Origin of the sequence: Novilysobacter selenitireducens, assembly GCF_020026895.1 — a bacterium.
Lineage (GTDB): Bacteria > Pseudomonadota > Gammaproteobacteria > Xanthomonadales > Xanthomonadaceae > Lysobacter_C > Lysobacter_C selenitireducens.
Genome location: NZ_JAINZW010000001.1, coordinates 351,321 through 378,127 on the forward strand (window position 1 = coordinate 351,321; position 26,807 = coordinate 378,127).

Here is a 26,807-nt window from a genome sequence, read left to right on the forward strand (position 1 = left end):
TCAGTACAGGTCGACCGGGTCGACATCCAGCGACCAGCGCACCCGGCGCGCGTCGGGCAATGCATGGATGGCTGGCAATGCGGTGTCGAGCGCGGCATGCAGCGGGCCGCGCGTCGGGCACGACAGCAGCAGTTGCGCGCGCTGGTAGCCGGCGCGGCGCGGCATCGGCGCTGGCAGCGGGCCGCTGAGTTCGACCGCGCCGGCCGCCGCGTCGGCCAGCGCCTCGCGCGACGCACGCAGGAAGGCATGGGCGATGTCGAGTTGCTTCGCCTCCGCACGCATCAGCGCCAGGTGCGCGAACGGCGGGAAGCCGGCGGCCTCGCGCTGCTCCATTTCTTCCGCCGCGAACGCGGCGTAGCCGCCCGACAGCAGCGTCGCCAGCAGCGGGTGCTCGGGGTGGTGGGTCTGCAGCAGCACTTCGCCCGGTTTCTCGGCGCGCCCCGCGCGGCCGGCCACCTGGATCAGCAGCTGCGCGAGTTTTTCGGGGGCGCGGAAGTCGGCCGAGAACAGTCCTTCGTCGATGCCGACCACCGCCACGCGCGTGAGGTGGGGAAGGTCGTGGCCCTTGGCCAGCATCTGTGTGCCGACCAGGATGCCGGGCGCGTCGCCGAACCCGGCCAGCGCCTGTTCCAGTGCATCGCGGCGCTGGGTGGTGCCGCGGTCGATGCGCAGCACCGGCACGTCCGGGAAGCGCTCGGCCAGCGCCTCCTCGATGCGCTCGGTGCCCGCGCCCTGCGCCTGCAGCGCGAGGCCGCCGCAGTCGGGGCACGCGTTGGGCACCGGCCGACGCGCGCCGCAGTGGTGGCACTGCAGCCGGCGCCCGCCGCCGTGCACCGTCATCGGCGTGCCGCGCTCGGGCGTGCTGCAGCGCGTGCAGTGCGCGGCCCAGCCGCAGTCGTGGCACAGCAGCACCGGCGCGTAGCCGCGGCGGTTCTTGAACACCAGTGCCTGGCCGCCGGCCTGCAGCACCTGCCCGAGGTCGGCCAGCAGCTCCGGCGACAGGCCGGCCGTCAGCGGCCGCTTGCGCACGTCGACCACCCGCACGCGCGGAGGCTGCGCGCGGCCGGCGCGGCGGGTCAGGCGCAGGTGCGCGTAGCGGCCGCCGGTGGCGTTGTGCAGCGACTCCAGCGAGGGCGTCGCGCTGCCCAGCACCACCGGCACGCCCAGCGCCTTGCCGCGCACCAGCGCGAAGTCGCGCGCGTGGTACCGGATGCCGTCGAGCTGCTTGAAGCTGCCGTCGTGCTCCTCGTCGATGACGATCAGGCCGGCGTCGGGCAGCGGCAGGAACACCGCCGAGCGCGTGCCCACCACCACCCGCGCCTGCCCGCGCAGGCACGCCGCCCAGGTGCGGGCACGCTCGCCGTCGGACAGCCCCGAGTGCAGCGCATGCACCGGCACGCCCAGGCGCGCGCGGAAGCGCGCCAGCGTCTGCGGGGTCAGGCCGATCTCCGGCACCAGCACCAGCGCCTGCTTGCCGCGCGCGAGGCAGTCGGCGATCGCCTGCAGGTAGACCTCGGTCTTGCCGCTGCCGGTCACACCGTCGAGCAGCAGCGCGGCGAACCCGCCGGCGGCGCCGCGGATGGCGTCGATGGCGACCTGCTGCTCGTCGTTGGGGGTGGGCCCGGGCGCGGCGGGCGGCGTGCCGGTCGCGGTGTGCGGCGCGCAGTCGTCCAGTGCGAAGCGTTCGACCAGCCCGCGCCCGTGCAGGCTGCGCGCCGCGGCGCGCCAGCCATCGTGAACGGCGTCCAGCACCGCCTCGTCGAGGGAGCCGGCGTGCAGCGCCTGCGCCAGCTGGCGTGGCCGGCCGGCGCGCATTCCGTCCAGCGCGGTGGCACCGGCTTCGGTCAGGCGCCAGGCCCAGGTGCGGGTGTCGGGCAACGGCTCGCCGTGGCGCAGCGGGCCGGGCAGGGCGGTGGCCAGCACCTCGCCCAGCGGGGCGTGGGTGTAGCGCGCCAGCCAGCGCAGGGAGTCGAGCAACTCCCCGTGCAGCAGCGGGGCGTCGTCGAGCAGTGCCGAGACCGGCTTGAGCGCGGTGCCGTCGGCCGGGATCGGTGCCGACCCGACCACCACGCCGATCCGCTCGCCGGAGGCGCCGAACGGGACCCGGACGCGACTGCCAACCGGGGCCGGCCCTCGGGCGTCGGCCGGGGGGCAGTAATCGAACAGCCGCGCCAGCGGCACCGGCAGGGCCACCTGCCAGGCGGCCGGTGGGTGGGCAGTGGAGGGGGCATCGTCGCGGGCCGGCGGCATCGCGCCAGTCTAGCGGCCGCGGCGACCCCGATCCGAAGCGCGGGGTGCCGTGGGGACGCCGGCGGGGCGCCCGCTCCCCGGGCCGATGCAGTTGCGCGCCATAGCTGCCGGTTGCGTGACGAAGTTCACGCAAGTACGTGTCGGACAAGGGAAACCGCCGTTATCCACATCGCATGTGGATATCTCTGTGGACCGAACCCGCCGAGGGGGGTCAAAGACCGGTTGCACAAGCGATGCGGCCATCTTGGTGAAAAAAGCGCCATCGCGACTATTTACTACTAAATCAGTCAGTTAGCCGTGAAACATAGCGGACACATGGCAGCCGAGACCGGGGGCGGCATGCCATGTGACGACGGCGTTACTGCTGTGCACAACCGCTTTTTTCACGAAACCCGCACCAAACCTGAAGGAGCACGTCCGCGGGAGATGTCAAGCACCGCACGGCGGTTTCCCGTGGTGCCCCGCCGGCCGGCGCGGCGGGGCCGGTCGTTATGATGCGGGGATTGCGAATGCCGTCCCGATGACCCACACCCCACCGCGTCCATCCCCTGCCGACCCCACCCGCTCCGTACCCGCCCAGGGTGCGTCGCCGGCGCTGGGCGCGTTTCTGCGAGGGGTGGAGCGCCGCGGTGCGGTGCTGGCCGAGCTCCAGGCCGGCGATGCCCGGGTCGGTGACGGTGCGCTGGGCGCGGCCATGCGAGGGTTCGCCCGCGACGCGCAGGACATGCCGATGGCCGACTGGCCGGTGCGGTTCTGGCAGCGACTGCTGTCCGAACCCGGCCTGGCGCGGCGCACACCGGTGGCGATCGAACTGGACGCCGCCGACGGCCTGGCCGAGCTGGGCAGCGGACCGCGTGCGGCCCTGCTGCTGAGGCTGGCGGCGGGCCTGTCGGAGGCGGATGCGGCCCGCACTCTTGGCGTCGCCCTGCCCAGCTACCGGCTGGCGCTGCAGCGCGCCTTGCCGCGCCACCGCGACGGCCGCGCCGACCCGCAGGCCTGGTCGCGCCTGCGCGAGGCGGTGCACCGGCGCATCAAGACCCTGGACCCGGAGCGGCTGGCACGCCTGGGCCGGCTGCGCGAAGCCGCGCTGGCCGGCGGCCCCATGCCCGCCTTCGCCCCCGCGGCCTCCGATGACGGCGTCCGCCAGCGCGCGCCGTGGCCGCGCTGGGTCTGGGCGCTGCCGGCGGCCTGCGTGCTGGCGTGGGCGGCCACGTACTGGACGCCGGTGGAGACGTGGCTGACCAGCCGCCTCAATCCCCTGGATGCCGGCGAGATCCGCACCGGTACGTTGCCGGAAGAGGCGCCGCGCGCGCGGTTCGGTGACACCGCCGGGCTGCTGGCGCATCGCGACTACGACCTGCTCGCCGACCCGGATGGCCTGGCGGCGGCGCAGGACATCGCGTTCCTGAGCTGGCTGGCGGCCCAGGACGCGGCCGATGCACCGGTCGAGCTGGCGCCGATGCCCGACGCCGCGACCGCCGCGCTGGAGCCGGCGGCGCCGTCGCCCGATCCGCTCGTCACGGAGACGCTCGATGCGCCGCGCTGACCCCGCCGTCCGCCGCGTGCTGCATGCGTCGCTGGCCCTGCTGGCGGCGCTGGCCGCGGCCGGCGCCGCTGCCACGCCGGCGGTGCTGGACGACTTCCGCGAGGTGCTGCCGCAGCTGCAGCCCGAACGGCGCGCGCAACTGCTGGAGCGCGCCACGCAATGGCAGGGGCTTACCGCCGTCCAGCGCGAGGCCTTCACCCGTCGCGCCGCCGAGTGGGATGCGCTGCCGCGGGCCGAACGCGATGCGCGCCGGGTGAACTACCGTGCCTGGCAGGCGCTGACCCCGGATGAACGCGCACGCCTGCAGGCCCTGTCGGCGCGCGTGCGTGCGCTACCGGCCGACGAGCGCGCGACGCTGCGGGCGCAGTTCGATGCACTGGACGGCAGCGAGCGCCGCGGCTGGCGCCTCGGCCCGACGCTGGGTGCCGACTACCCCGAGCTGCAGCCGCTGCTGGCGCAACTGCCGGCGGCGCAGCACGCGCCGCTGCTGCAGGTGTTGCGTGAGCTCACGCCGGTGCAGCGCCGCGACCTGGGCATGCTGGTGTACCGGACGCCGCCGCAACAGCGCGACAGGCTGCGGCGCGAGCTGCTGTCCACGGCCGCCGGCCAGCGCGACCGCTGGCTGTGGGAGCGGCTGGGGCGGTAGTTCGAATTGGGGGCTGGGGGTTAGGGACTAGGGGCTGGGGGCGACTACGGAACAGTCCCTGTTGCCCGTCATTCCGTTCCTACCCGCATGATCCGGCGTGTCGCCGTGAAGCGGCCGCCGAAGCGCGCCATGCCGTCGCCGCGCAGGCGCGGGGCGTGCTCGCGCAGGTAGGCGTCCAGCGCTTCGGCATCGACCAGCCGGTACTGCACGCTCAGTGCCACGCGGCCATCGCCGGCCGGCGGGTCCAGCACCTCGCAGACCTGCGCACCGGTGAAGCCGGGCAGCGCCAGGATCTCGCGCACGTGGCCGTCCAGCCAGGCGCGGTAGTCGGCGGCGATCGCCGCATCGATGTCGAGGTTGACCTCGTACGCGACGCTCACGCCGACACCAGCCCGGCCAGCACCGCGTACAGGGCGGCAAATGCCACCAGCACGAAGTACAGGTTGCCCAGCACGAAGTACTTCACCAGCGTCATCAGCCAGCCCTGGCCGTAGATGCGTTTCTGCATCAGCAGCAGGTACACCGGCAGCCAGCACCACAGCGCGAATTCCAGCACGCCGATGCCGCGGCTGGCCCACACCGAATGCGCGGCCACCGCGCCATCCAGCGCCACCAGCAGGAACTGCACCAGGATGGTCAGCACCAGGAAGACGTGGCTGTAGAGCGCGACCACCAGGTGCTCCAGGTACAGCCGCCTGCTGAAGAGGTAGAACACCTTGAGCAGCAGCGCGAACACCGGCACCAGCAGGAACAGCGCCGTCGGCAGCGCCTGCATCATCGATTCTTTGAGCAGGTCCGGGTTCTGCTGCAGGCGCGGGATGTTGTCCTGCGCGCGGCCGACCTTGCGATTGAGCCAGTCGTTGGCGAAGTCCGGCCACCACGCCACCGTCAGCGGGTTGTCGACCGGATGCCAGGGCTTGCCGTTGAAGCGCATCACCCAGTCATCGTCGTCCGCCTCGGCGGCGTCCTCGGGCGTGGCGTCGGCCTCGACCTCGGCGGCGGTGGCCTCGGTGGCGCCGGTGGCCTCGTCGGCGGCGGAGGCGGTGGGTGGCTCGCCGGCCTTCGCGGCTTCGCGAAGCTGGGCGATGCGGTTGCCCGCCGCGCCGCGGATGGCGACCTGCGCCGCCAGCAGGCCGCGGTCGACGCCCGGCACCGGCACACCGTCCACGGTTTCGCGCGCGGCTTCCACCTCGGCCAGCGCCTGGTCGCGGATGCGGATGACCTCCTCGCGCGTGGTCGCGGCTTCCAACTGCTTCGCCAGGCCGGCGTCGACGCCCGCCACCGTCGGCGTGCCGTCGTCGGTGACGATCGGGTTCTCGGTGAAGGACACCGCGTACTGGCCGACGAAGAACGTCAGCAGCGTGGCGACCACGAACATCCGCAGCGGCGCGATGTAGCGCGCGCGGTGGCCGGCGAGGTAGTCGCGCGCCACGCGGCCCGGCGCCAGGAGGTCGCGCAGCGTGCGGAACACGCGGCCGTCCAGGTGCCAGAACGACTCGAACACCTCCACGATCGCGTGGTGCGTGTCGCGGATCGGATTGACCGCCGACTGCCCGCAGCGGTGGCAGTAGCCGCCCTGCAGCGGGGTCGCGCAGTTCTCGCAGTGCGTCGGCGTGTCGTGTGCGTCCATGTGTTCCCCCGGTCCCCTTGCAAACGCGGCGTGGTCGACGCCGCCGGCCGGCGCGGCCTCGGGCCGGCGACGGGCGGCTAAGATAGCGGCCCGCCGCGACCCGGCGCCAGCGCGCGACAGCGGTTCGCGCGCGGCCGCAGTCGCCAGGTGCTTCCCATGAGCCATTCCGAGCCGGCGCACGACGCGCCGACGCCGCGCCTGCGCCGCGAGTTGCGCAGCACCGCGTGGCTGGCGGCGCCGCTGATCGCCGGGCACGTGTCGACCGGGCTGATCGGGTTCGTCGACAGCGTCATCGCCGGCCACCACGGCACCACCACGCTGGCTTCGGTGGCGGTGGGCACGGCGCTGTTCTGGCTGGCGATGATGGTGCCGATGGGCACGCTGATGGCGCTGCCGCCGTCGGTGTCGCAGCTCGACGGCGCGAACCGCCGCGTCGAGATCGGCCCGCTGTTCCGCCAGGCGCTGTGGCTGGCCGCGTCGCTGGGCGTGGCGCTGTTCGCGATGCTGTCGCTGCTGGTGCACGCGATGGGCCCGATGGGCATCGCCGCGGAAATCCGGCCCGGCGCGACCGACTTCCTGCACGGCATCCGCTGGGGCGTGCCGGCGCTGACGCTGTACTACTGCATGCGCTACCTCAGCGACGGCCTGCACTGGACGCTGCCGACCATGGTGCTGGGCTTCGGCGGCCTGCTGCTGCTGGTGCCGCTGGGGTGGGTGTTCACCTTCGGCCGGTTCGGATTGCCGGAGATGGGTGCGGGTGGGCTGGGCCTGGCGTCGGCGATCATGCTGTGGACGCAGGCGATCGTCTTTGCGCTGTACCTGCGGCGCTCGCGCCGCTTCGCCGACCTGCGCCTGTTCGACGGCTTCCTCACCCGCCGCAACCGGCCCGACGGCGCGCGGATCCGCGGCCTGCTGCGCACCGGGTTGCCGATCGGCGTGACCGTGACGATGGAGGGCAGCCTCTTCATCGTCACCGCGCTGCTCATCGGCCGGCTGGGCGAAGTGCCGGTGGCCGCGCACCAGATCGCCATCAACGTCGCGGCGCTGTGCTTCATGGTGCCGTTCGGGCTGGCCGAGGCGACCACCGTGCGCGTCGGCCATGCGCTCGGTCGCGGGCTGGGCTCGACCGGCGTGCGCCGCGCCGCGCTGGCCGGGCTGCTGCTGACGCTGGGCACGCAGGCGCTGTCGGGCCTGGGGCTGCTGCTGGGCCACGACCACCTGGCCGCGCTCTACACCCGCGACACCGCGGTGGCGGCGCTTGCCGGGACGCTGCTGCTGTATGCGATGGCGTTCCAGTTCCCCGATGGCGTGCAGGTGCTGTCGGCCGGCGCGTTGCGTGGGTTGCGCGACACCCGCGTGCCGATGGTGCTGGCCGCGCTGGCGTACTGGGGCATCGGCATGCCGCTGGGCGCCGGCCTGGGGTTGGGCGTGCCCGGCATCGTCGAGCCGATGGGCCCGCCCGGCATGTGGATCGGGTTGATCGCGGGCCTGACGGTGGCCGCCGTGCTGCTGGGCCTGCGCTTCGTGCGCGCCAGTGCGCCCGGGCGCCTGCCGCCGCCAGTGAGCGCCAACACGCCCGCCGCGCCTGTTGCCGCGGTGACCTCTGGCGGATGAAACGCCCGGGGCCAGCGGGTACGCTGGCCATCGCACACAACGCTGTACCGGAGTACCTCCCGACATGAACGACACCCCGCGCCGCGGCCCGATCGCCCGATTCTTCGTGGGCCTGTGGGATGCGATGAACTTCACCCGGCGGCTGGTCTTCAACCTGCTGTTCTTCGCGCTGCTGTTGCTGATCCTGGCCGCCATCGGCGCCGGCGACCGCACCCAGCCGCTGCTCAACGACACGACGCTGGTGATCGCGCCGGAAGGCGCCCTGGTGGAGCAGTACACCTCCGATCCGGCCAGCCGCGCCTTCGCCCGCGCGATGGGCAGCGATGCCGGCGAGGTGCAGCTGCGCGACCTGCTTCAGGCGCTGGACGCGGCCGCCGACGATGACCGCATCGACCGCGTGCTGCTGCGCCTGGACGGCCTGGGCGGCGGCGGCATGGCTTCGCGCCGTGAGCTGGCCGCCGCGGTCGCGCGCCTGCGCGAATCGGGCAAGCAGGTCGTCGCCGCCAGCGAAATGATGGGCCAGGGCCAGTACCTCATTGCCGCGCAGGCCGACGAGGTCTACCTGGACCCGATGGGCGGCCTGCTGCTGGAAGGCCTGGACCGCTACCGCCAGTACTACCGCGAAGGCCTGGAGGACAAGCTCGGCGTCGACGTGCACCTGTTCAAGGTCGGCGAGTACAAGTCCGCCGCCGAGCCCTACGTACTGGACGCCGCATCGCCGGAGTCCAAGGAAGCCGACCTGTACTGGATGAACGACCTGTGGTCGCGCTACCTGGGCGATGTCGCCGTCGCGCGTGACGTGCCCGCCGCGCAGCTGGTGGCCAACATCCAGCAGCTGCCCGAGCAGATCGAAGCCGTCGGCGGCGACCTGGCGCAGCTGGCGCTGCGGCAGAAGCTGGTGGACGGGCTGAAGACGCGCGAGCAGGTCGACGAGCTGATGATCGAACGCGGCGCCGCGGACGAGGACGCCGAAGGCGGCTTCCGCCAGGTGTCGCTGGAGGGCTACCTGGCCCACATCAACGGCGAGCCGTCGCCGGCCGACCGCCGCCCGCAGGTGGCCGTGGTCGTCGCCGAGGGCGCGATCACCGGCGGTGAGCAACCGCGCGGCACGATCGGTGGCGAGTCCACTGCCGCACTGCTGCGCGAGGCACGCGACGACGAGCAGGTGAAGTCGGTCGTGCTGCGCGTGGATTCGCCCGGTGGCGAGGTGTTCGCCTCCGAGCAGATCCGCCGCGAAGTGGTCGCGCTGAAGGCCGCCGGCAAGCCGGTGGTGGTGTCGATGGGCGACCTCGCCGCATCGGGCGGCTACTGGATCAGCATGAACGCCGATCGCATCTACGCCGACCCGTCGACCATCACCGGTTCGATCGGCATCTTCGGCCTGATCCCGACCATCCCGCGCACCCTGGAGAAGATCGGTGTGCACACCGACGGCGTCAGCACGACGCCGCTGGCGGGCGCGTTCGACATCACCCGGCCGCTGGACCCGGCGGTCGGCGACATCATCCAGTCGGTGATCGAAAAGGGCTACCGCGATTTCACCGGCCGCGTGGCGCAGGCGCGCGACCGCAGCGTGTCGCAAGTGGACGCCGTCGCCCGCGGCCGCGTGTGGAGCGGCGCGCAGGCGCTGGAACGCGGCCTGGTCGACGAGCTCGGCGGCCTGCAGGCGTCGATTGCCGATGCCGCCCGCCGCGCCGAACTGGGCGAGGAGGGCGACTACGCGGTGCGCTACGTCGAGAAGGTCGCCACGCCGTTCGAGCGTTTCTTCACCGGCTTCGCGGAGAGCCGCATCGGCGGTGCGTGGCTACGCGAGTCGGACTTCGCCCGTGGCCTGCTGGCGCGCTTCGCACCGCAGATGGCCGACGACCTGCGCTTCCTGGAAAGCGCGCTGCAGCCCGTGCCCGGCAAGCCGGTCAAGGCGCTGGCCTACTGCTTTTGCGGGCTGTAGGCCACGACGTCGGCAGCGACTCGCCCTCGCGCGAAGGCACAACGAAAAGCCCGGCATTGGCCGGGCTTTTTCTTTGCGCGATCGTGGGACGTGCGCGGCAGCGTGGGGTCAGGGCGGGTCGATCGTCGCGCGGGTCCGTTCGGCCGCATCGCCCACCTTGGTCTCGACGTCGCGCACCCGCTCGAGCGGCGTCTGGTAGCCGTCGCTGCCATCGCCTTCGACACGATGCATTTCGACGGCATCCGACGCGCCTGCATATGCATGCCCGGTGTCGGCCACATCGCTGGCTGCGGTCGCGGTGGAGGGCGATGTCGTGGCGGCAGTGCCGGCCTGCGGCTCGGGCGGCACCTCCGGGTCGGGCGGCTGCGGCTTGCGGCATCCGGTCAGCACGACCGCCAGCGCCATCGATGTCACCAGCATGGCCTTCGCGATCGCGCCGGTGCGGCCTGGTGCCGGGCGTTGCGACCGAGGCAGCGGATGTGGGCGGGTCGTCATTGGCGTCCTCCTGTGCGGGTGCCCGGCTATGCTACGCCGGGCCGCGTGCAGGCATCCGGATGCGGCGGACGACACTGAGGAGCACGGCATGGACCCACGACGCTGGCGGCTGGATGGACACTTGGCGCTGGTCACCGGCGGTAGCGCCGGCATCGGCCGCGCGATCGCGCGCGAGCTGTTGGGTTTCGGCGCCGACGTGCTGCTGGCCGCGCGCGATGCGGCCGGACTGGAGTCGGCGCGCGCCGAGCTGATGGAGGATTTCCCCGAGCGCGAGGTGCAGGTGTTCGCCGCCGACGTTGCCGACGAAGAGCAGCGGCGCGAACTGCTCGACTGGGTCGAGGACTTCGGCGAAGGCCTGCACATCCTCGTCAACAACGCCGGCAACAACGTCAGCCGACAGGCCACCGACTACAGCGACGCCGAGTGGCGCGGCATTTTCGAGACGAATGTGTTCTCGGCCTTCGAACTGTCGCGTTATCTGCATCCGCTGCTGACCCGGCATGCGGCGTCCAGCATCGTCAACGTCGGCAGCGTGTCGGGCCTGACCCACGTGCGCACCGGCGCGCCGTACGGCATGAGCAAGGCGGCGATGCACCAGATGACGAAGAACCTCGCCGTGGAATGGGCCGAGGACGGCATCCGGGTCAACGCGGTCGCGCCCTGGTACATCCGCACCCGCCGCACCTCCGGCAAGCTCGCCGATCCGGACTACCTCGACGAGGTGTTGTTGCGCACGCCGCTGTCGCGCATCGGCGAGGCCGAGGACGTCGCCGCAGCGGTGGCGTTCCTGTGCCTGCCCGCGGCCGGCTACGTCACCGGCGAATGCATCGCGGTGGACGGTGGGTTCCTGCGCTACGGGTTCTGAGCGACGCCGCGCGAGGCGTGACTCGCCGTTCTGCAGGCGTACCGCTGCCTCAGCCGGCTGCGGCGCAGGTGCTGGCGGCGAGCAGCTGTTCGATCCGCCCGACGTCGCGGGCCGATTCGCCTTCGCGTGCGGGCACGCCGAAGCGTTCGGCGCCCTGCGCGTTGCGCAGGCGCTCACGCCAGCGCTCGCACAGTGCTTCGTCGGGCACGGGCTCGCACCGGTCGTCGCGCTCCTCGCAGGCGGCGCCCGCGCCCGTGCCGCCGGCCAGTCCGACCGTGCGCAACGGTGCGCAGCGCCGGGCCGGCGTCTCGCGTTCGGTCAGGTAAGGCTCCTTGTTCCAGGTGAGGCACTGGAACAGCGGCGGAGGTGGCAGGAGTTCGACCGGCGGGGGTTCGGGTGCGGCTTCGAGAATGGGCGCGGCTACGACCGGGGCGACGGGTTCGATGTCCGGCACAGGCGTTGGGGGCGGCGGCGCGACCGGCACGTCGTCGATCACCCGGCGCTCCTCGCGGCTGCCGGCGGGGCAGCGCTGGTCGTTCTGCACCGTCACCGCGCCGGAGGCATCCGTGCAGCGATAGATGACCAGGTCGGCATGCGCCGTTGGAGCCGCGGTCATCGCGAGGATTCCGATGCATACGATCGACAGCATGCGTGCGCGCACCGTCAGCCCCCGCAGTCGTTCGCAAGACGTGCATCGAGCCGGCGCCGCTCGGTGTTGATCACGCGGCGCGCGCTCTGCAGCGCGCTGTTGTAGCGCGACGCAATGCCGGCGCGTTCCTCGCGCAGGCGGTCGCAAACCTCGGCCTGCGGCAACGGGTGGCAGACATCGCGCACCCATGTGCCGACGCCGGGATAGACCACGGCGCCGTGGTGCGGCCAGCGGTCGGGCGCGCGCGGCCGCTCACCCTGCGGTCGCGGTCGTGGCGCACCGACGCGGTGCCCGGGCCGTTCGCCGACCACCACCGGGTAGCCGATGGTCCACAACGGCACCCAGCGGGGGTCGCCCTCGTCGGTGTCGCTGGTGTAGACGTCGCCATCGGGCGTGACGCATTCGTACAACGGGCGCGGCGGGGTCACCACGACGAAGCGCGTCGGCGCGGGCGGTGGTGCGACGACCGTCGTTGCAACGGGCTGCGGATCGGGCCGCGGCGGCGGGTCCTGCGGACGCTGCATCTCACGTGCTTCCTGCTGCTGCCCGCTTCGGCACGGCGTATCGCGCAGCGTCAGGCGGCCCTGGTCGTCGGTGCAGCGGTAGATCGTGACCGCGTCGGACTGCGCCGTGGCTGGACGGTGCGCGCCGATCGCGATCGCGATCGCGCCGCCCGTGACGGCGAGCGCCAGCATGGCAGCGGTGCGAAAGGTGGACCGGCGCGGGTGCATGGCCACCATCTTGCACCCGTAGACGCGGCCCCGGGTGAACCACGCCGACGGGTGGTGTTCAGTCGGCGCGGGTGAACTCGATCTCCATCGTCTTGCGCTCCTGTCCGTCATGGGTTTCGTACATCTCCATGACGTGGCGGTCGTTGTCGACCACGCGCACCACTTCGCGCACCTGGGTCACGGCGCCGTCGCGCATCGGATCGGCCATCTCGCCGCGGAAGGTGTAGCGGGATGCTGCCGCGTCGTACTCGCCTTCGGCCCGGAAGGCACCGGTCGACATGCTGTCCATCCAGGTGCTGACGTAGCGCCCGGTGACGTTGTCGTGGCTGGTGTAGCCCACGCCCTCGAACGGCTGGCCCATGAACTGGCCGGTGTAGTCCATCCGGATATGGCGGCCGCCGAACACGGGCGTGTTCACCGCCTTGCCGGTACTGGTCATCGGCGGCGCGGCCGGGTCCATCCAGACCGTCTGCTTTGCGTTCCACGTGCCGGCCATCTGCGTGGCCAACCGCGCGTGGGCATCTCCCGGCGACGAGGCCTTTTCCCAGGCCGCCATCATCGCCTGCTGCTCCGGCGACATGGCCGGCGCCGCTTCCTGGGCGCCCGCGGTCGAGCCGATCAACAGCAGCGCCGCGAGCGCGACGATCGCCGGCCCGTGCTTCGTTCTGGTGTTCATCCCTTGCTCCCGACGCCGCCCGGCGGGCGGCCGCGGGGCGATGCTACGCCCGGGCCGGCGCGGCGGCATGACGCGCCGCCGCAGGCCTCAGGCGCGCAACACCTCGCCCGTGAGCGCGTCGCGGATGGCGGTGGGGGCGGCGAGTCCGCCGGTGTCACCGGGTGCCACCGCGTCGAGCTGCGCGAGCAGCGCGGGATCGAGCGCGTCGCGGCTGAAGGCCGGCGGCTGGCCACTCAGGTTGGCACTGGTCGACACGATCGGCCGGCCGAACGCGGTGCACAGCGCCACCACGGCCGGGTGCGCACTGACCCGTACCGCGACGCCGGCATGGCCGCCGCTGATCCATGCGGGCACGCGCGCAGTGCAGGGGACGATCCACGTGTTCGGCCCCGGCCATCCGGCTTCGACCGCGTCGCGTCGCTCCGTCGGGAGCGTGGCCCAGTCGACCAGGCCATCCAGTTGCGACGCCGTGGCAGCCACCAGGATCAGTCCCTTGTCGACGGTGCGCTGCTTGATCGCCAGCAGGCGCATCACCGCGGCTTCGTCAAGCGGGTCGCAGCCCAGGCCCCAGACGGCCTCGGTCGGGTACGCCACCACGCCGCCACGGCGCAGCGCGGACACGGCGTGTTCGATGGAAGGTGCAGTCATCGCCACAGGATAGCGCCGGCCTGCAATGCCGGCGCCCCGTCGGTGCCGCGCGGGATCAGGCCTCGGACGCAGCCTTGGCGGCGGTCTTCTTCACCGCCTTCTTCGCGGCCTTCTTGGTGGCCTTTTTCGCGGTCTTCTTGGCCGCCTTCTTGGTGGCCTTTTTTGCCGGGGCCTTCTTTGCCGCCGGCTTCTTCTCGGCGACCTTCTTGGTGGCCTTCTTGCCGAAGCGGCCACGCGCGGGCTTGCCGGTTTCCTCCAGCAGTTTGGTGACCTCTTCCAGCGTCAGCGAGGCCGGTTCGCGGTCCTTGGGGATCTTGCCGTTGAGCTGGCCGTTGCTGATGTACGGGCCGAAGCGGCCGTTGAGCACCTGGATGTCGCTGCCGTCCCACTGCTTGATGATGCGGTTGCGGGCGATCTCCTCCTTCTCCTCGATCAGGGCCACGGCGCGGTCCAGTTCGATGGTGTAGGGGTCGTCCTCCTTCTTGAGCGAGGCGTACACGCTGCCGCGCTTGGCGAAGGCGCCGAAGCGGCCGATGCCGACGGTCACCGTCTCGTCGTTGTGCTCACCGAGCGTGCGGGGCAGCTTGAACAGCTCGAGCGCGTCCTCGAGGCTGATCGAGTAGATGCTCTGGCCCGGCTTGAGCGAGGCGAACTTGGGCTTCTCCTCGTCCTCGACCGTGCCCATCTGCACCAGCGGCCCGAACTTGCCGATGCGCGCGCTGACCTGGCGGCCGCCGACGGGATCGTCGCCCAGCACGCGCACGCTGCCGGCGTCGACCTTGTCGAGCGATTCCTTCTTGTCCTCGACCAGCTGCTTGAACGGGTCCCAGAACCGCTCCATCAGCGGGATCCAGGCCTCCTCGCCGCGACTGACTGCGTCCAGGTCGTCTTCGAGCTTGGCGGTGAAGTCGTAGTCCACGTACTGGGTGAAGTGCGCCGCCAGGAACTTGCTGACCGCGCGGCCGACATCGGTCGGGTGGAAGCGCCGGCTTTCCAGCTCGACGTACTTGCGGAACAGCAGCGTCGCGATGATCGAGGCGTACGTGGACGGCCGGCCGATGCCGTACTCCTCCAGCGCCTTGACCAGCGAGGCTTCCGAGAACCGCGGCGGCGGCTCGGTGAAATGCTGGTCGGCATGGATGCGGTCCAGCGGGATGCGGTCGCCGGTCTTCATCGCCGGCAGCTTGCGGCCCTCGTCCTCGGCCTCGGCGGCCTTGGTGTCCTTGCCTTCCTCGTAGACGGCCAGGAAGCCCGGGTCGATGACCGTGGTGCCCGACACGCGGAAGCTGTGCTCGCTGCCGGCGGCCAGGTCGACCGACACGGTGTTGAGCGTGGCCGGCACCATCTGGCTGGCGACGGCGCGCTTCCAGATCAGCTCGTACAGCCGGCGCGCGTCGTCCTCCAGGAAGCGCGACACCTGCGCCGGGGTGCGCAGCGCGGAGGTCGGACGGATCGCCTCGTGGGCTTCCTGCGCGTTCTTGGACTTGGTCTGGTAGGTGTTGGGCTTGTCGGGTACCGCGCCGGTGCCGAAGTCGCGCGCGATGACGTCGCGGATCTCGCTGATGGCATCGGCCGACAGGTTCACCGAGTCGGTACGCATGTAGCTGATCAGACCGACCGTGCCTTCCTCGCCGATCGCCACGCCTTCGTACAGCTTCTGCGCGACCTGCATGGTGCGCTTGGTGGTGAAGCCCAGCTTGCGCGAGGCCTCCTGCTGCAGCGTGGAGGTGGTGAAGGGCGCGGCCGGGCGGCGCTTGCGCTCCTTGCTGGTGACGTCGGTGACGTGCAGGGCGCCGGCGGCAGCCTGGACGATGCGCTGGCGCGCGGCCTCGGCGGTGTCGCCGTCGGTGATGGTGAACTGCTCGAACTTCTGCCCGTCCAGCTTGGTCAGCCGCGCGGTGAACGCCTGCGAGGGGTGCAGGCATTCGGCCTCGATCGACCAGTACTCGCGCGCGACGAAGGCTTCGATCTCCTCCTCGCGCTCCACGATCATGCGCAGCGCCGGCGACTGCACGCGGCCCGCGGACAGGCCGCGCTGCACCTTGCGCCACAGCACCGGCGACAGGTTGAAGCCGACCAGGTAGTCCAGCGCGCGGCGCGCCTGCTGGGCGTCCACCAGCGGCGCGGCGATCTCGCGCGGGTGTGCCATCGCCTCCTTGATCGCGCGCGGCGTGATTTCGGTGAACACCACGCGCTGCAGGAGCTTGTCGCCGATCAGGTCGCGCTCGCGCAGGATCTCCGCCACGTGCCAGCTGATCGCCTCGCCCTCGCGGTCCGGGTCGGTCGCCAGGTAGATGGCGTCGGCGGACTTGGCGGCCTTGGCGATCGCGTCGACGTGCTTCTCGTTCTTTTCGATCAGGTCGTAGCGCATCGCGAAGTCGTGATCCGGGTCGACCGCGCCCTCCTTGGGCACCAGGTCGCGGACGTGGCCGTAGGAGGCCAGGACGGTGAAGTCCTTGCCGAGGTACTTGTTGATCGTCTTGGCCTTGGCGGGCGACTCGACGATCAGGAGGTTCTTGGCCATGTCCGGGGGGCTCCGCAGTCGCTGTCGCGCTGCCTAGTTCTTACAAAGAATGGGTCGTGCAAAGAAGGCGACGCCCGCGGGGTGGCCGCGGGCGTGGGGGCGTGGTGCCTTATTTAGTGGAATCACGCCGCGGCCGGCACTGTCAAGCGGCCATCGGCGCGAGTGTGACCGCCGGAGGGTTCCGCGGCGCCTCCGGCCGCTGGATCAGACCGGCCCCTGCGTGAGGCCGGCGTGAGGCGGGCGCTAGGCGCGGCGGGGCCCGGCGCGTGCGTCAGTGCACCGGCTCGGGCTCGTCGGCGAACATCTGGGTCTCCATCCACGCATAGGCGGCCTCGGACCCGGGCTGGTTGAACAGCACCATCAGCACGACCCACTTGAGGTCGTCGAGGTCCATCTCGTCCTGCTCCAGCGCCATCGCCCGGTCGACCACCAGCTCGCGCTGGCCCGCGTCCAGCACGCCGTGCTGCTCCAGGAACATCAGGAAGCCGCGGCACTCCAGGTCGAGCCGGTCGAGCTCGGCATCGGCATAGACGCGGGTGGGGCCACCGATCCGTGCCGGCGAAGCCGCCGGGCGCTGCGTCGCGAGTGCGTCCAGCCACTCGAACGCCTTGTTGATCTCGGCGGGACTGAAGCCGGCCTGGCCCAGTTCGTCGAACAGGGGGCCGCTTTTCAGGGCATCACGGTCGCGGACCAGGTCCGCGTCATCGGCGAGGTAGTGCTCGAACAGGTACAGCAGAACATCCAGGATGCTTTCTTTCATTTCCCCTCGGCCTGCGCCGCAAGCGACGCGTGGGACTGGAGTGGTGGACCGGCACGGACCGGTCGATAACCGGTACGGCGGCAGGGCGGAAACGGTTGCAGCAACCTCCTCGATCAACCCCGGCGGAAGTAGCGGCCGTGCTGCGCCGCGACGCGACCCTCGAGCTCCATGTGCAGCAGGATGGATGACACGTCGGCGGCCGTCAATCCGCTTCGCTGGACCAGTTGATCCATAGAACTGGGGTCCGGCCCGAGGGACGACCACAAGCGCTGGTGGTCGGGTCGGTCGCAATATGAACTGAGACCAGGTGGCGTGGGCGTCGTCGCGGCCCGGGTGGTCGCCGAAGTGGCGGGTGGTGGGCGACCCGGCGCGATGGGGCCGCCCCCGGTTGCGGGGACGGTAAGCCGGTCACGCAAGGCCGACGCCAGGGTCTGGGCCACGGGCGACAGCCCGGCCAGCACCTGTTCGATGTCTTCGACCAGGGTGGCGCCGTCGCGGATCAATCGGTGGCAGCCCCGCACCAGCGGGTTGTGGATCGAGCCGGGCACGGCGAACACCTCGCGACCGGATTCGGCGGCCAGCCGGGCGGTGATCAACGCGCCCGAGCGTCCCGCGGCTTCTACCACCAGCGTGCCCAGTGTCAGTCCGGCCAGGATCCGGTTGCGACTGGGGAAATGCTCCTTGCGCGGGCCCGTGCCCGGCGGGTGTTCGCTGACCAGGGCACCGGCGGCGGCGATGCCGTCCTGCAACGCGCCGTTGCCGCGCGGGTAGGCGATGTCCGGCCCGGTGCCCAGCACGGCATAGGTCGGCCCGGACGCGGCCAGGGCGGTGGCATGGGCGACGGTGTCGATGCCGGCGGCCAGGCCGCTGGCGACTGTCATGCCGGCCTGCACCAGTGCCCGGGCGAAACCGACGGTGTTGTCGCGGCCGGCCGGGGTCGGCGAGCGGCTGCCGACAACGGCCACGGCCGGCTGCCAGAGCAGGGCCGGGTCGCCGTGGACGAACAGCGCGAGCGGCGGTGACGCGGTTCGCCGCAGCAGCACGGGGTAATCCGGGTCGTGCCAGCCGATGACCGTCCGGCCGGGCTGCGCGCTCCACCGGAGCGAAGCCGCCATCGCCCCCTCGTCCGGCCGGCGCAACGCCGCGCGCTGGTTCTCGTCGAGTCCGGCCGCCCGCCAGGCCGCGTCGCCTTGAGCGAGGGCTGCCGCGGGCGAGCCGGCGCGCTCCAGCAGTGTGCGCCGGGGACCGGCGCGGCCGCCTGCCAGCACCAGGCGCAGGAGGGGCTCGATGTCCGGCTCGGACGTGTCGCCCGCTTGCGCGGGATCGAAGGGTGGGGGGCATCGGGTCTCGGACATCGCGCCAGCGTCGCCCGGAAACGACGACGGCGCCCTCGGGCGCCGTCGCGGTGTTGCGTAGGAAAACGCCGGGTCAGTATGGCGCGTCCGGGTGCTTGAGCTCGTAGCCGACCTTGGTCGGGCGTATGCCGTCCATCACCAGCGCATAGCTCACGTTGTCGAAGGTGCGGAACACCATCGCGTGGCCCGAAAACTCGTCCGGGAGGCGAACGCGATCGGCACGGCCGACCAGGGTCGGGTCGCGCTCGGAGCCGACCCGCACGCGGTCGACCGCAAGGGTGCCTTGGCGCCAGATCGAGAACACCGTGCCGTTGTCGATGCCGTCGCGGGCGCCGACCGACAGCGCGATCACGTCGCGCGGGCCGCCGTAGCTCATGGTGTCGGTCACGGCCAGCACCTGCGCCCGGCCGTACTCGAACTGCTGCCTGGGCGGGTGCGGGAAGAACTGCAGGTCATACGGATTGGCCTCGATCGGCACCAGCCGGTCGCCAACGCGCACCTCGCGGCCTTCATCGTCCAGCACGAGCGTGCTGGCTTCGATGCCACCGACTTCGCCGCGGCTGATCGTGCCGGTCGCCATCTGCATCAGCTCGTAGCCGAGCAGTTCCTGACCGTTGTCGGGAACCACGATATCGGTCCAGATGGATTCGAAATCCATCGTGACCAGACCGTCGAACTCGAGGTCATCCTGACGCATGATGTCGCAGCACTGGGTGCGGTCCAGGCGGGTGTAGCGCACCGTCGGGCGCACCACCGCGTAGCGCTCGCCGGGCTGCGCGTCGGGCATGCCTTCGATATAGGCCACCTGCCCACGTGCGCTGCGCAGTCGGTCCTCTTCCAGGCCGACCACGTAGGGCAGCTGCTCGAAGCTGTCGACGACGCGGGCGTTCTTCAGGAACGGCTCGATCTCGGCCAGCGGCACGCCGGTGATCGGGGCGGCCTCGCGCGGGCCCGGCTCGACCGCGACGCGGTTGAGGTAGGCCAGCGAGATGACGTCACCCGGATAGATCAGGTGCGGGTTGGCGATTTGCGGATTGGCCTGCCAGATTTCCGGCCACAACCACGGGCGCTCCAGGAAGCGTCCGGCAATATCCCAGAGCGTGTCGCCCCGCTTCACCACGTACGTGTCCGGATGCTCCCCTCGCATCTGGGCGGCCACGGTGAAGGTGGCAATCGTGAACAGCGCAGCGGTCAAAACCGTGCGGATCGGTTTAAGCATGGCGGCCATCTACCTGATTCCCCTTGCAGGTTTGCCCGCCGCCGGCTCCCGGCGAGGGCATCGGCACTATAGCCCAGAAGGCGCGCGCGGTTGCAAGCGATGAGGGCCGGGAAAGGGCGTAGAATCGACGCCTGCCGCTTGTGGTTGTGACCCACGCCCCCATTTGGGCAATCCGGCCCCCGATGCCGCGCCTGGCGCCCGCATCCGCCGGGCCGCCGGCTCGATGGTCCGCCGAGCGCGCGACCGATGCCCCGGCACGCCCCCTTCGACCTGACCCTACCGCCATGTCCCTGCTTCCGATCCTCGAATTCCCCGACCCGCGCCTGCGCACCAAGGCGGTGCCGGTCGATCCCGCGCACGTGACGGCGTCGGAGTTCCAGGCGCTGCTCGACGACATGTTCGAGACCATGTACGACGCGCCCGGCATCGGCCTGGCCGCCAGCCAGGTGGACGTCCACAAGACGTTCATGGTGATCGACGTGTCGGAGGAGAAGGACGCGCCGCTGGTGTTCATCAACCCGGTGATCACCGCCAGGGCCGGCGAGCAGGTCTATCAGGAAGGCTGCCTGTCGGTGCCCGGCATCTTCGCCGACGTGACCCGTGCCAACGAGATCACCGTCGAGGCGGTCGGCCGCGACGGCAAGCCGTTCACCATGCAGGCCGATGGACTGCTGGCGGTGTGCATCCAGCACGAGATGGACCATCTGGTCGGCAAGCTGTTCGTCGATTACCTGTCGCCGCTCAAGCGCGAGATGGTGCGCAAGAAGCTGGCCAAGGCGCGTCGCAACGCCGCGTAGCGCCTGCCGGGCATGCCGTCGTTGCCGTTGTAGGAGCAGCTTCAGCCACGATCGGGGCGGCGGGAGGTCCTCGCCGCACACAGGACGCGGCTGAAGCCGCTCCTACAATGTGCCTTTCCTCCGACGCGGCAGTACCCCCATGAGAATCGTTTTTGCCGGCACGCCGGACTTCGCCGTGCCCTGCCTGCGCGCCGCCGCCGCGCGCAACGAAGTGGTCGCCGTCTACACCCAGCCCGACCGGCCCGCCGGCCGCGGGCGCGGGTTGACGCCCTCGCCGGTCAAGCGCGAGGCGATCGCCCGCGGCATCCCGGTGCTGCAGCCGGAGAACTTCAAGGCGCAGGTCTCGCGCGACGCGCTGGCGGCGCTGCAGCCCGACGTCATGGTGGTGGTGGCGTATGGCCTGATCCTGCCGCAGTCGGTGCTCGACATCCCGGCGTACGGCTGCTGGAACGTGCACGCCTCGCTGCTGCCGCGCTGGCGTGGCGCCGCGCCGATCCAGCGCGCGATCCAGGCCGGCGATACCGAGACCGGCGTGTGCCTGATGCAGATGGAGCGCGGCCTGGATACCGGCCCGGTGCTCCTGTCGCAATCGTTGCCGATCGGCGAGGGCGATACCGGCGGCCAGCTGCACGACCGCCTGTCCGAACTGGGCGCGCAGGTGCTGTCCGACGGCCTGGGCCTGCTGCGTGCCGGCATCGTCCCGGTGGCGCGCGCGCAGCCCGCCGAAGGCGTGACCTACGCGCACAAGCTCGACAAGACCGAGGCCCGGCTGGACTGGACGCAGCCGGCCCAGGCGCTGGCGCGTACGGTGCGTGCGTTCAATCCCTGGCCGATGGCCGAGGCGCAACTGGCGGGCGAGCGCGTGCGCATCCACGGCGCGGTGCCGCTGGCGCTGGAGCACCGCGCGGCGCCGGGCACGGTGCTGCTGGCCGGTCGCGAGGGGATCGATGTCGCCTGCGGCGAAGGCGCGCTGCGCATCCGCGTGTTGCAACGCGAGGGCGGGCGGGCGATCACGGCGGCCGACTACCTCAATGCGCGGCGCGAGCTGGTCACCCCGGCGTGAGAAGTCGACACGCATGACCCCGTCCCGTCCCGTGCCACTGCCCGCCGGCGTCGCCTCGCGCGTCGTCGCGGCGCGCGTGCTCGACGCGGTGCTGCACCGCGGGCATTCGCTGAAGGCCGAGCTGGCGTCGTCGCTGCCCACGCTGCCCGATGTGCGCGACCGCGCGCTCGTGGAGGCCATCTGTTTCGCGGTGGTGCGGCAACCGGCGAGGTACGCCGCTGCCATCGACGGCTGGACGGCGCGGCCGCTGGGCCGTCGCGATGCACTGCTGCGCGCGCTGTTGTATGTCGGCCTGGCGCAGCTGGACCCGCTCGGCCTCCCGTCGCACGCCGCCGTGGATGCGACCGTGGAAGCCACGCGAGCGATCAAGCGGCCGCACCAGGCTGGGCTGGTCAATGCGTTGCTGCGCCGCGCGCTGCGCGACGGCGTGCCGGCCGGCGACCCGTCGGCGCACTGGCCCGGATGGCTGCGCGACCGGATCGCACGCGACTGGCCGGACGACATCGACTCGATCCTGTCCGAAAGCGCCTCGCCGCCGCCGATGTGGCTGCGCGTCAACCTGCAGCGCGGCTCGCGCGAGGCCTACGTGGCCGCGCTCGCAGACAGCGCAATAGCCGCCGGAGCCCCGGACGAGGCGGCCGAGGCGTTGCGCCTGGAGGCGGCGATGCCAGTGGCGACGCTGCCGGGTTTCGCCGACGGCGTGGTGTCAGTGCAGGACATCGCCGCGCAGCGCGTGGCCGATGCGCTCGCGCCACCGCCAGGATGCCGCGTGCTGGACGCCTGTGCCGCGCCGGGTGGCAAGACCGCGCACCTGCTGGAACGTGACCCGATGCTCGCGTTGACCGCGCTCGACGTCGACGCAAGGCGGCTGGAGACAGTGCGCGCCAACCTCGGTCGCCTTGGCCTGCGCGCCACGACGGTCGCTGCCGATGCCGCCGACACCGCGTGGTGGGACGGCGTGCCCTTCGACGTCGTGCTGCTGGACGCCCCGTGTTCGGCCACCGGCATCGTGCGTCGGCAACCCGACGTGCTGCTGCACCGGCGCGCGTCGGATATCGACGCGCTGGTCGCCCTTCAGGCGCGGTTGCTGGACGCCACGTGGACGACGCTCGCCCCGGGCGGGGTGCTGCTGTACGCCACCTGCTCCATCCTCAAGGACGAGAACGAGCGGCAGGTCGATGCGTTCCTGGCGCGCACGCCCGACGCGGTCGCCGAGCCGCTCCCCGAAGAGTTCGGACGTGATGCCGGCGTCGGCCGCCAGCGCCTGCCGGGCGAGGGCGGCGGCGACGGCTTCTTCTACGCGCGGGTGCGCAAGCAGGCGGGCGCCTGACGGCGGGAGCCGCTTGCGCCCCAGCCAGGCGTCCGGGCTGACGCGCCAGTCCTTGGGGAACAGGGGGCGCGGCATTACCATCAGCGCCATGCAATCCCTGCCGATCAGCCTCGTTGTCATTACCCACAACGAGGCCGCCAACATCGCGCGCTGCCTCGACAGCGTTCCGTTCGTGGCGGAAAAAGTCGTGATCGACAGCGGCAGTACCGACGACACCGTGGCCATTGCGAGGGCCCGTGGCGCGCGCGTGGTGGACCAGGCGTGGCTGGGCTTCGGCCCGCAACGCAATTTCGCCAGCACACAGGCGGCGCATGACTGGATCCTGGTGCTGGATGCCGACGAATTCCTGGAGCCGCCGCTGATCGAAGAACTGCAGCAACGGTTGCCCGGCCTCATGGCGAGCGATGCCGCGGCCGGCATCCTTCGGCGGAGCACGTGGTACATGGGCGCACCGATGCGCTGGTACCGGCCGATGGTGGGCGAGAAGCTCGCCCGCCTCTACCACCGAGGCCGCGCGCGCTGGACGGACGCCCGCGTCCACGAATCGCTGCGTTTCGACGGACAGGCGGAGACCTTCCGTGCGCCGTTCCACCACCTCCACAACCCGACCCTGCCGCACAAGCAACTCAAGGTGTTGCGGTATGCCGAGTTGAAGTGCCGGGACTGGCATGCACGCGGTCGTCCGCCGCGGGTCTGGATGGCGCCGCTGGTGTACCTGGCCGCCTTCCTGAAGGACTGGCTGCTGCGCCTGGCCATCCTCGACGGCTGGCGGGGCTTCATCGTGTCGCATGTCGCGGCCAGCTATGCGATGTACAAGCGCCTGCGCTACTACGAAATGCACCGGAACCCCGAATCGATCGAACAGGCGCGTGATGTCCTGCTGCGCCATGGACTGGACCGATGAACGACCTGCACGACCGGGCCGAGGCCGGGGAAACCCGTCGCTACCTGATGTACGGATCGGAGCGCTATGCGCTGGCGATCCTGCGCCCGCTGCAGGCCGCGATCCGCGCACGCGGTGGGGAGACGGCGTGGTTCTTCGATGGTCCGGGCGCCGAGGACCTCGCGCCCGGCGAGCGGCTGCTCGATGTCGAAGGCGTGCGCCGCTGGAAGCCGCGCGCGGTGGTCACCCCGGGCAACCACCTTCCGCACTTCTTTCCGGGGGTGAAGGTCGAGGTGTTCCACGGCTTCGACGCCGGCAAGCCGCGCCACATCCACGTGCGTGGCTTCTTCGACCTGTACTGCACCACCGGTCCCCGCGACACCGCGCAATTCCAGTCGCTTGCCGAGACGCTGGGCCACTTCAGCGTGGCCGAAACCGGCTGGCCCAAGCTCGATCCGTTCGCCGCCCAGTTCGGCGCGATCGAACCGGTCCGGTCGCCGCCGGTGATCCTCTACCACTCCACGTTCTCGCCGTCGTGGAGTGCAGCCGAGACCCTTTACGACGAGGTCAAGCGCCTCTCGCGCGACGGGCGCTGGAAGTGGATCGTCACCTTCCACCCGAAGATGAACCCCGACACGGTGGCCAGGTTCCGTGCCCTGGAAAACGGGCACCTGAGATTTGCCGAGGACGACAACATCCTCGACCTGTTCGGGCAGGTCGACATGATGTGCTCGGATACGTCCTCGGCGCTCAACGAGTTCCTGCTCACCGGCAAGCCGGTGGTCACGTTCCGCAACCGGCGACCGGGCCCGCAGTTGATCGATATCGATGACGCCGCGCAGTTCGAGCCCGCGATCGAGCGTGCGCTGTCACGGCCGCCCGAACTGATGCGCGCGATCCGCGACTACGCCGACGCCATCCACCCGTATCGCGATGGCCGCTCGAGCGAACGCGTGCTGGATGCGATCGAGGCGTTCATCGACGCCGGGGCGCGCAATCGCGTCGCCAAGCCCGCCAACCTCTGGCGGAAGCTGCGGCTGCGGCGGCGCATCGGCTACTGGGGGCCGGCGCGCATCTGACGCGTTGTTCGTTACCAGCGCAACCGGCGCCGCGCCAGCTCGGTCGCCAACCGGCGGTACAGCGCCTCGGCGTCGGCGTCGGGCAGGAAGCGGATGCGCAGCGGCGGCGCCAGCGCGCCGGCGCCGGCGGTGTCCAGCCACAGCGTGGCGGTGCCGCAGCGGCGGTCGACGGGTGAGCGGACGAGGTCGAGCGACTGCAGCTTGTCGAGTTCGGCGAAGCGCCAGTGGCGGCTCCACCAGCCTTCGCGCACGGCAACCAGCTCATCGCCAAGCGCATACGCGATGCGCCGGGCGTGCTGGCGCGCCTTGAACGCCGACCAGGGCAGCCACAGCAGCACCAGCAGCGCCCACGCCCCGAAGCGCCAGGCGAGCACCGCCGCCAGCAGCGGCGGCAGCCACGCGCCCGGCAGGAACAGCCGCCACCAAGCGGCCGGCGGCAACGCCTGCCACTCCAGCGACGGCCAGCCGCCCTGCGGCAGCAGGTGCGCGATCAGCGCATCGCAGCGCTCCGGCGTGGCGATGGGTGCGACTTCGCGCAGGCTGCGCTGCTGGTCGGGCTGCTCGGCCACGGCGGTGTCGACCTCCAGCCCGCGGCGCTTGAACAGCCGGTGCAGCACGCCCTCGCGCAGGGTCCAGGCCTGGATGCGGCGGCGTGACGCGCTGGTGCGCCACCGCGCGAGCAGGCCGCGTTCGACGGTCAGCCGGCGGCCCTGCTCGGTGAGCCGGAAACCGAAGTACTGCAGCAACGCCAGCGCCACCGACAGGGCGCGCAGCAGCAGGACGAGGGCGACGGCCAGGCTGGTGCCGGCCAGTGCGTACTCGCCAATCGAGAACGCCCGCGCATCGGCATAGCCGAACAGTGCCTCGCCCCAGCGTTCGAACAGGTTGGGCAGCAGGCGCGGGCTGAATTGCGACAGGCCGGCGAAGGCCGCGCCCACCACGATCAGGCCGCGGTTGGAGATCAGACCCAGGCGGATCACCTCGGCGGGCGGCAGCTCCAGCAGCACGTCCGGCGCGTCGACGGCCTGGGCCGCCGATGCCGATGCCGGCGTCGCGCCGCGACGGCGCACCAGCGTTTCCAGCGCCAGCGCATCGTCCAGCCGCAGCACGCGCATCTCCGCTTCCGGCTTCTGCCCACCGGCGGACTCCAGACGCACTTCGGCCACGTTGAAGATGCGGTGCAGCAGCGACTGCTGGACCGCGACGTTATGGATCCGCGCGAACGGGATCACCCGCAGGCTGCGGTGCAGCACCCCGCTGCGCACCACCAGCCGGTCGCCCAGCACACCGTAGCGGTAGGTGAAGTACTGCCACACCGACAGCAGCGCCAGCACGGCGACACCGACCAGCGGCCACAGCTCGTGCATGCCGTTGTTGTCGGCGCGCTGGCCGAAGACCAGCAAGGCGACCAGCGGCACGATGAACTGCTTGAGCTGGGCCACCAGCACGAACAGCCACGACATCGGATGCAACCGGCGCTCGGCGTCCGCGGCGCTGGCCTTGATGCCCGTGTCCGCCGCGATCGTGTCGTCAGGTACGGCCGGGTCAGTCATCGGTCTCGATCTGCCGGGCGAGTGCGTCGCGCAGGCGTTCGGCGTCGGCCGCGTCCAGGTGCGGGACGGTCACCGCGCTGTTGCGGGTGCCGGCGGTGTGCACGACAAGCGTGGCCAGCCCGCGGCGGCGCTGCCACGGGCCGTGCTTGACGTCCAGGTGCTGCACCCGGCTCGCGGGCACGCGCGTCTCGTTGCGCCACAGGCGGCCGCGGCGCACCGCCAAGCCGTCGTCGTCATGCCGCCACGCGGTGTAGGCGTGGCGCTTGCCGCCCCACCACAGGCCGAACGCCAGTGTCAGCACGAGCGCGGCTGCGGCGGTGGCCCAGGACGCCCCGGCGAACAGCCAGTCTTCGACCAACTCCCCAACCACAGCGGCCGCGACCGTGATCGGTACGACCAGTGGCAGCGTCGTTCCCGCCAGGAACAGGGTCCGCGCCCGGGCCGGCAGCGGCTGCCAGGCCGGCGAAGGGTCGCCACCGTGTCCCGGCATGGATGCCGGGTCGAACTCCGGGTGCTGCATCGCGCCTCCTGCGTTGGGCCCGGCAC

General features: G+C 71.5%; 24 protein-coding genes. 10 read left to right on the top strand and 14 right to left on the bottom strand.

Features of this window, described 5'->3' with window-relative positions; all coding sequences use genetic code 11:
- Complete coding sequence (locus tag K6753_RS01550) at positions 1–2,250, bottom strand: primosomal protein N' (protein WP_223674422.1); 2,250 nt, start codon at positions 2,248–2,250, stop codon at positions 1–3.
- A 520-nt stretch (positions 2,251–2,770) separates the two neighbouring features.
- On the opposite strand from K6753_RS01550, the gene K6753_RS01555 reads away from it, so the two are divergent.
- Both K6753_RS01555 and K6753_RS01560 read left to right on the top strand, forming a co-directional pair.
- Entirely contained in the window at positions 2,771–3,796 is a 1,026-nt protein-coding gene (locus K6753_RS01555; RefSeq protein WP_223674423.1) for a hypothetical protein, read from the top strand.
- Entirely contained in the window at positions 3,783–4,442 is a 660-nt protein-coding gene (locus K6753_RS01560; protein WP_223674424.1) for a DUF3106 domain-containing protein, read from the top strand. Before K6753_RS01555 ends, K6753_RS01560 begins: the two co-directional genes overlap by 14 nt.
- 68 nt (positions 4,443–4,510) lie before the next feature.
- Here the strand turns inward: K6753_RS01560 and K6753_RS01565 are convergent, their stop codons facing one another.
- Together K6753_RS01565 and K6753_RS01570 are read right to left on the bottom strand one after the other, a co-directional pair.
- Complete coding sequence (locus K6753_RS01565) at positions 4,511–4,822, bottom strand: DUF4286 family protein (RefSeq protein WP_223674425.1); 312 nt, start codon at positions 4,820–4,822, stop codon at positions 4,511–4,513.
- Positions 4,819–6,072 carry a DUF3667 domain-containing protein gene (locus K6753_RS01570; protein WP_223674426.1) on the bottom strand — a complete coding sequence of 418 codons (1,254 nt, stop codon included), beginning with the start codon at positions 6,070–6,072 and terminating at the stop codon, positions 4,819–4,821. The genes K6753_RS01565 and K6753_RS01570 overlap by 4 nt, the downstream gene beginning before the upstream one ends.
- A gap of 156 nt (positions 6,073–6,228) precedes the next feature.
- Here K6753_RS01570 and K6753_RS01575 point away from each other — a divergent pair, with 156 nt between their 5' ends.
- Both K6753_RS01575 and sppA read left to right on the top strand, forming a co-directional pair.
- A complete protein-coding gene (locus K6753_RS01575; RefSeq protein WP_223674427.1) occupies positions 6,229–7,686 on the top strand; it encodes an MATE family efflux transporter in 1,458 nt (485 codons plus the stop codon).
- Positions 7,687–7,750: 64 nt separating this feature from the next.
- Positions 7,751–9,634: a signal peptide peptidase SppA gene (gene sppA, locus K6753_RS01580; protein WP_223674428.1), complete on the top strand. Its 1,884-nt coding sequence runs from the start codon at positions 7,751–7,753 to the stop codon at positions 9,632–9,634.
- A 108-nt stretch (positions 9,635–9,742) separates the two neighbouring features.
- On the opposite strand, the gene K6753_RS01585 is transcribed toward sppA, so the two are convergent.
- Positions 9,743–10,129, bottom strand: a complete 387-nt coding sequence (locus K6753_RS01585; RefSeq protein ID WP_223674429.1) for a hypothetical protein — start codon at positions 10,127–10,129, stop codon at positions 9,743–9,745.
- 88 nt (positions 10,130–10,217) lie between these two features.
- On the opposite strand from K6753_RS01585, the gene K6753_RS01590 reads away from it, so the two are divergent.
- Entirely contained in the window at positions 10,218–10,994 is a 777-nt protein-coding gene (locus K6753_RS01590; protein ID WP_223674430.1) for an SDR family oxidoreductase, read from the top strand.
- Positions 10,995–11,043: 49 nt separating this feature from the next.
- Here K6753_RS01590 and K6753_RS01595 read toward each other — a convergent pair whose 3' ends face one another.
- The 8 genes from K6753_RS01595 to K6753_RS01630 form a co-directional block, all read right to left on the bottom strand.
- The gene (locus tag K6753_RS01595) at positions 11,044–11,643 is read right to left on the bottom strand and encodes a DUF4124 domain-containing protein (protein ID WP_223674431.1); all 600 of its coding nucleotides are present in this window, start codon (positions 11,641–11,643) and stop codon (positions 11,044–11,046) included.
- Between the two features lie 14 nt (positions 11,644–11,657).
- On the bottom strand, positions 11,658–12,338 hold the full coding sequence (locus K6753_RS01600) for a DUF4124 domain-containing protein (RefSeq protein ID WP_223674432.1): 681 nt from the start codon (positions 12,336–12,338) through the stop codon (positions 11,658–11,660).
- Positions 12,339–12,432: 94 nt separating this feature from the next.
- A complete protein-coding gene (locus K6753_RS01605) occupies positions 12,433–13,050 on the bottom strand; it encodes a DUF1579 domain-containing protein (RefSeq protein WP_223674433.1) in 618 nt (205 codons plus the stop codon).
- Between the two features lie 87 nt (positions 13,051–13,137).
- Positions 13,138–13,698: an L-threonylcarbamoyladenylate synthase type 1 TsaC gene (gene tsaC, locus K6753_RS01610; RefSeq protein ID WP_223674434.1), complete on the bottom strand. Its 561-nt coding sequence runs from the start codon at positions 13,696–13,698 to the stop codon at positions 13,138–13,140.
- Positions 13,699–13,753: 55 nt separating this feature from the next.
- Positions 13,754–16,222, bottom strand: a complete 2,469-nt coding sequence (locus K6753_RS01615) for a DNA topoisomerase I (protein WP_223674435.1) — start codon at positions 16,220–16,222, stop codon at positions 13,754–13,756.
- A 271-nt stretch (positions 16,223–16,493) separates the two neighbouring features.
- A complete protein-coding gene (locus K6753_RS01620; RefSeq protein WP_223674436.1) occupies positions 16,494–16,982 on the bottom strand; it encodes a DUF494 family protein in 489 nt (162 codons plus the stop codon).
- Between the two features lie 113 nt (positions 16,983–17,095).
- A complete protein-coding gene (dprA, locus tag K6753_RS01625) occupies positions 17,096–18,337 on the bottom strand; it encodes a DNA-processing protein DprA (RefSeq protein ID WP_223674437.1) in 1,242 nt (413 codons plus the stop codon).
- 73 nt (positions 18,338–18,410) lie between these two features.
- Entirely contained in the window at positions 18,411–19,556 is a 1,146-nt protein-coding gene (locus K6753_RS01630; protein ID WP_223674836.1) for a LysM peptidoglycan-binding domain-containing protein, read from the bottom strand.
- Positions 19,557–19,840: 284 nt separating this feature from the next.
- Between K6753_RS01630 and def the strand changes: the two genes are divergently transcribed.
- From def to K6753_RS01655, 5 genes are all read left to right on the top strand, one after another.
- Positions 19,841–20,353 carry a peptide deformylase gene (gene def, locus K6753_RS01635; RefSeq protein WP_223674438.1) on the top strand — a complete coding sequence of 171 codons (513 nt, stop codon included), beginning with the start codon at positions 19,841–19,843 and terminating at the stop codon, positions 20,351–20,353.
- Between the two features lie 139 nt (positions 20,354–20,492).
- Positions 20,493–21,416, top strand: a complete 924-nt coding sequence (gene fmt / locus K6753_RS01640; RefSeq protein ID WP_223674439.1) for a methionyl-tRNA formyltransferase — start codon at positions 20,493–20,495, stop codon at positions 21,414–21,416.
- A gap of 13 nt (positions 21,417–21,429) precedes the next feature.
- Positions 21,430–22,746: a 16S rRNA (cytosine(967)-C(5))-methyltransferase RsmB gene (gene rsmB, locus K6753_RS01645; protein ID WP_223674440.1), complete on the top strand. Its 1,317-nt coding sequence runs from the start codon at positions 21,430–21,432 to the stop codon at positions 22,744–22,746.
- An 88-nt stretch (positions 22,747–22,834) separates the two neighbouring features.
- Positions 22,835–23,650, top strand: coding sequence for a glycosyltransferase family 2 protein (locus tag K6753_RS01650; protein WP_223674441.1), 816 nt, complete (start codon positions 22,835–22,837; stop codon positions 23,648–23,650).
- Positions 23,647–24,708, top strand: coding sequence for a CDP-glycerol glycerophosphotransferase family protein (locus K6753_RS01655; RefSeq protein ID WP_223674442.1), 1,062 nt, complete (start codon positions 23,647–23,649; stop codon positions 24,706–24,708). The genes K6753_RS01650 and K6753_RS01655 overlap by 4 nt, the downstream gene beginning before the upstream one ends.
- An 11-nt stretch (positions 24,709–24,719) precedes the next feature.
- On the opposite strand, the gene K6753_RS01660 is transcribed toward K6753_RS01655, so the two are convergent.
- Positions 24,720–26,261, bottom strand: a complete 1,542-nt coding sequence (locus K6753_RS01660; protein WP_425492036.1) for a PH domain-containing protein — start codon at positions 26,259–26,261, stop codon at positions 24,720–24,722.
- Positions 26,254–26,781: a PH domain-containing protein gene (locus tag K6753_RS01665; protein WP_223674443.1), complete on the bottom strand. Its 528-nt coding sequence runs from the start codon at positions 26,779–26,781 to the stop codon at positions 26,254–26,256. The genes K6753_RS01660 and K6753_RS01665 overlap by 8 nt, the downstream gene beginning before the upstream one ends.
- Positions 26,782–26,807 lie beyond the last annotated feature (26 nt).

Coding starts and splice junctions, on each gene's coding strand:
- K6753_RS01550 (WP_223674422.1), bottom strand. CDS start 2,250: ATGCCGCCGGCCCGCGACGATGCCCCCTCCACTGCCCACCCACCGGCC.
- K6753_RS01555 (WP_223674423.1), top strand. CDS start 2,771: ATGACCCACACCCCACCGCGTCCATCCCCTGCCGACCCCACCCGCTCC.
- K6753_RS01560 (WP_223674424.1), top strand. CDS start 3,783: ATGCGCCGCGCTGACCCCGCCGTCCGCCGCGTGCTGCATGCGTCGCTG.
- K6753_RS01570 (WP_223674426.1), bottom strand. CDS start 6,072: ATGGACGCACACGACACGCCGACGCACTGCGAGAACTGCGCGACCCCG.
- K6753_RS01575 (WP_223674427.1), top strand. CDS start 6,229: ATGAGCCATTCCGAGCCGGCGCACGACGCGCCGACGCCGCGCCTGCGC.
- sppA (WP_223674428.1), top strand. CDS start 7,751: ATGAACGACACCCCGCGCCGCGGCCCGATCGCCCGATTCTTCGTGGGC.
- K6753_RS01585 (WP_223674429.1), bottom strand. CDS start 10,129: ATGACGACCCGCCCACATCCGCTGCCTCGGTCGCAACGCCCGGCACCA.
- K6753_RS01590 (WP_223674430.1), top strand. CDS start 10,218: ATGGACCCACGACGCTGGCGGCTGGATGGACACTTGGCGCTGGTCACC.
- K6753_RS01595 (WP_223674431.1), bottom strand. CDS start 11,643: ATGCTGTCGATCGTATGCATCGGAATCCTCGCGATGACCGCGGCTCCA.
- K6753_RS01600 (WP_223674432.1), bottom strand. CDS start 12,338: ATGCTGGCGCTCGCCGTCACGGGCGGCGCGATCGCGATCGCGATCGGC.
- K6753_RS01605 (WP_223674433.1), bottom strand. CDS start 13,050: ATGAACACCAGAACGAAGCACGGGCCGGCGATCGTCGCGCTCGCGGCG.
- tsaC (WP_223674434.1), bottom strand. CDS start 13,698: ATGACTGCACCTTCCATCGAACACGCCGTGTCCGCGCTGCGCCGTGGC.
- K6753_RS01615 (WP_223674435.1), bottom strand. CDS start 16,222: ATGGCCAAGAACCTCCTGATCGTCGAGTCGCCCGCCAAGGCCAAGACG.
- K6753_RS01620 (WP_223674436.1), bottom strand. CDS start 16,982: ATGAAAGAAAGCATCCTGGATGTTCTGCTGTACCTGTTCGAGCACTAC.
- dprA (WP_223674437.1), bottom strand. CDS start 18,337: ATGTCCGAGACCCGATGCCCCCCACCCTTCGATCCCGCGCAAGCGGGC.
- K6753_RS01630 (WP_223674836.1), bottom strand. CDS start 19,556: ATGCTTAAACCGATCCGCACGGTTTTGACCGCTGCGCTGTTCACGATT.
- def (WP_223674438.1), top strand. CDS start 19,841: ATGTCCCTGCTTCCGATCCTCGAATTCCCCGACCCGCGCCTGCGCACC.
- fmt (WP_223674439.1), top strand. CDS start 20,493: ATGAGAATCGTTTTTGCCGGCACGCCGGACTTCGCCGTGCCCTGCCTG.
- rsmB (WP_223674440.1), top strand. CDS start 21,430: ATGACCCCGTCCCGTCCCGTGCCACTGCCCGCCGGCGTCGCCTCGCGC.
- K6753_RS01650 (WP_223674441.1), top strand. CDS start 22,835: ATGCAATCCCTGCCGATCAGCCTCGTTGTCATTACCCACAACGAGGCC.
- K6753_RS01655 (WP_223674442.1), top strand. CDS start 23,647: ATGAACGACCTGCACGACCGGGCCGAGGCCGGGGAAACCCGTCGCTAC.
- K6753_RS01660 (WP_425492036.1), bottom strand. CDS start 26,261: ATGACTGACCCGGCCGTACCTGACGACACGATCGCGGCGGACACGGGC.
- K6753_RS01665 (WP_223674443.1), bottom strand. CDS start 26,781: ATGCAGCACCCGGAGTTCGACCCGGCATCCATGCCGGGACACGGTGGC.